Here is a 3,151-nt window from a genome sequence, read left to right on the forward strand (position 1 = left end):
GGGGGGGGGCCGGGGTGGGGGGGGCCCGGGGGGGGGGGGGGGGGCCCCGCGGGGGGGCGGCCCCCCCACCCTGGCGGGTGCTAACCCACCACGGAACGCAGCGGGACCTGCTCGGCCCGCAGGGTCCGCACCAGGTCACCCAGGAACGGGTGCTCGTCGATCTGGAGACCCGCCGGGTTCGGGATCACCAGGTACGCCGAGCCGTCCGCCACGGATACCCGGGCGGTGTCGGTGTACCTGTCGACGACCGCCTCGGCGCGGGCCAGGTCACCGGCGGCCACCTGGAGGGTGAACGGCCGCCACTGCCCGCCCAGGTTCTCGGCGACCGGGGGGGCCGCCGCGGCGGCGCGGGCCGGGTCGACCGGGACCGGCGACGCGGTCCGGGCCGCGGTGCCGCCGCCCGGGTAGAGCAGCGCGTTGGCCACCAGGTGCAGACCACTCTCGTTGTACGCCCGGAACAGCGGGTTGAACGCGAACAGCACCGCCCGACCGGCACCGGTCGGCTCGTCCACCACCGCGACCGTGCCCTTAAGCGCGTCACCCTGCACCGTGTAGCCGTTGGCCCAGAAGGTGTCCCCGCTCGGGTAGCGCAGCACGTTGCGGCCGGTGCTGCTGGGGGTGAGGATCGGGTCGTTGTTGTTGAACTCGAAGTCCTCCGCCGGCCGGCCCAGCCCGACCGGGCTGTCCGGGTCCACGTCGACCCGCAGGTGCGAGCCGATCACCGTGTAGCCGGTCGGCTTCGGCTTCTCGGTGGTCGAGGTGAGACCGGCGGCGCGGGCCATCCGGGTGCCCTCGTTGCGCAGGCCCAGGTAGGTGTGGCCCTGGGCGATCCAGTTGCGCAGGTTGGCCTGCCCGGTCGCGGTCAGCCCACCTGTCGCGTTGCTGCCGTCCGGCACCAGCAGCACCGTGCGGCCGGTGAAGGCGGGGGTGTTGTCGTTGATGTCGGCGGTGGTGACCGGGGTGAGGTCCAGGCCCCACCGCTTGCCCAGCACGTACCGGGCCTCACCGTGCGAGCCGGAGGTGGTGGAGATACCGGTGCCCTGGAACAGGCCGACGTCCGGCCGGCTGATCGGGGTGCCGACGGCCGCCGTGGTGTACGGGGTGAGCGTGACGCCCAGCTTCTTGGCCGTGGTGTTCAGCTCCGGCGTCAACGCGCCGGCGGGCATCCCCACCTGGCCGTTGTCGAGGTCCCGGACGAGCTGCACGCCCTGACCCAGCAGGGTGAAGGTGAACTCGGCCGCGGCGGCGGAGTCCAGCTCGTAGGTGTAGGAGCCCTTCAGCGGCGGCGCGGCCAGGATCTTGCCGCCACCGGTGTTCTGGATCTTGTCGATCAGCTCGGCGTTGGGCTTGACGTCCGCGCCGGTGTAGACGGCGTTCACACCCATCAGCAGCGGGTTGCTCCACGACGACACGTCGTAGAAGTACGGGAACGGCGTGTACGGGTCCTCGCCCATGATCGCCTGGATCCAGTGCTTCTGCGGCTGGTTCATCGGGATCCAGTACGACCCCACCGGCACGGTCAGGTTGGTCGCCGAGCGACCACCGAAGAGCTTCGCGGTGGGCAGCTTGACCGCCTTCTTGACCTGGTAGACCTCCACGTCCATCCGGCGCAGCCGCTCGACGAGCTGCCGGGCGTCGGCGAGCTGCCGGTCGGGCAGCAGGAAGTACGACCTGACGGTCTGGTTCGGCACCGGGAACTGCACGGTGTTGGTCGGCTGGACCACCTCGTTGGGCTCCAGCGTGCCGGCCCGGCCCTGGGCGAGGGCGTCCTTCCAGACCTTGAACCAGCCGTTGAGCACCTCGACCTTGTGCGCCGCCGCCCACCCGAGGGTCGACCACTGGGTGTGGAACTGCTGCTGCACCCGGTCGGCCACCGCCGACGAGCTGCCCTTCTCGAAGGTCATGCCGGCGGCCCCGAAGCCGGCGGCCGGCACCGTGTCGCCGTACCCCATGAAGAACAGGTCGTAGGTGGAGTAGTTGAAGTAGCACTCGGTGGTCACCGCACCGCCGCACGCGCCGTTGTAGCCGAAGCCGGCCTTGTTGGCCTCGCCGATCCGGTTGATCCAGTCGACCGCCTCGCCGGAGATCTCGTGGTGGATCGGGTCGGCGTTGGGCGGGAAGAAGTACTGCCGGCCGCCCATCTCGTGCGCGTCGATGAAGACCTGCGGCGGGTACTTGCGCATCAGTTCGAGCTTGCCGTCGGTCTCCTGCTGGGTCCGGGCGAACCAGTCCCGGTTCATGTCGAAGCCGTACTCGTTCTGCCGGCGGCTGGCGTCGCGGCCGTCCGGGTTCTGCGTCGGCACGATGATGGTGACCAGGTTGTCGTTGCGCTGCTGGACCTCGCAGGACAGCCCGGCGGCCAGCTCGTACAGCGTCTTGAGGGCGGCGTCGGTGCCGCTCTTCTCGCCGCCGTGCACGTTGGCGGTGACCCAGACGATGGCCGGGGCCGCCTCGGCGATCTCGCCGGCCTGCTGCTGGTTGACCGTCCGGGGGTCGCGCAGCGAGCGGACGTCCTCGGCGATGCCCTTGAGCACGGCCGGCCGCACGGTGCGCTCGTTGGACACGATCGCGTACGGCAGCGGCTGGCCGAGCACGCTGGTGCCCATCACGCCGGTGACGACCCGCTTCGAGGCGGTGTCCACCGCGTCGAGGTAGCCCCGCACCTCCTCGTTGGTGACCACCCGTTCCTGGCCGGTGCCGAGCGGGAAGCCGAGGAAGCTCTCCGGGCTGGGCACCGATGCCAACCGGTCGGTGGGGTCGGTGCTACACGTCGTCGGGGGCGCGGCGGAGGCGGACGGGCCGACCACCAGGGGGGTGATTCCGGCCAGGAGGACGATGGCGGTGGCGCTGGCCAACCGCTGGCGGGAAAGCGATGCGGAGCGGAATATCGGCGTTCGCATGAGGCGTTTCGTTTCCCTTCCCGGGAAATGAATCAAGGGTGCCCGGAGCGTATGACCTGCGCTTTCGGGTGGTCAAGATTCACAACCGGGGACCGGTACGCGATTCGCCAATTGCCCCACACCCGCTCGAACGCGGGCGTTTCATGGCGAGTCGGCGTCCACCCTGGACCGTCGTCCGCCCGGGGGAACCTCCGCCGTGCGCCGGATCATATTGTCCGTCGTCGCCCGGGTGTGGGCGGCCCCGGGCCGCG

Annotated in this window: 1 protein-coding gene; it reads right to left on the reverse strand. The window is 70.9% G+C overall.

Features of this window, described 5'->3' with window-relative positions; genetic code table 11:
• Positions 1-80: 80 nt before the first annotated feature.
• Positions 81-2,900 carry a M14 family zinc carboxypeptidase gene (locus tag ACOJTC_RS27980; protein WP_420119125.1) on the reverse strand — a complete coding sequence of 940 codons (2,820 nt, stop codon included), beginning with the start codon at positions 2,898-2,900 and terminating at the stop codon, positions 81-83.
• Positions 2,901-3,151 lie beyond the last annotated feature (251 nt).

The sequence above is a fragment of the Micromonospora sp. genome, assembly GCF_048594385.1.
Taxonomy (GTDB): domain Bacteria; phylum Actinomycetota; class Actinomycetes; order Mycobacteriales; family Micromonosporaceae; genus Micromonospora; species Micromonospora wenchangensis.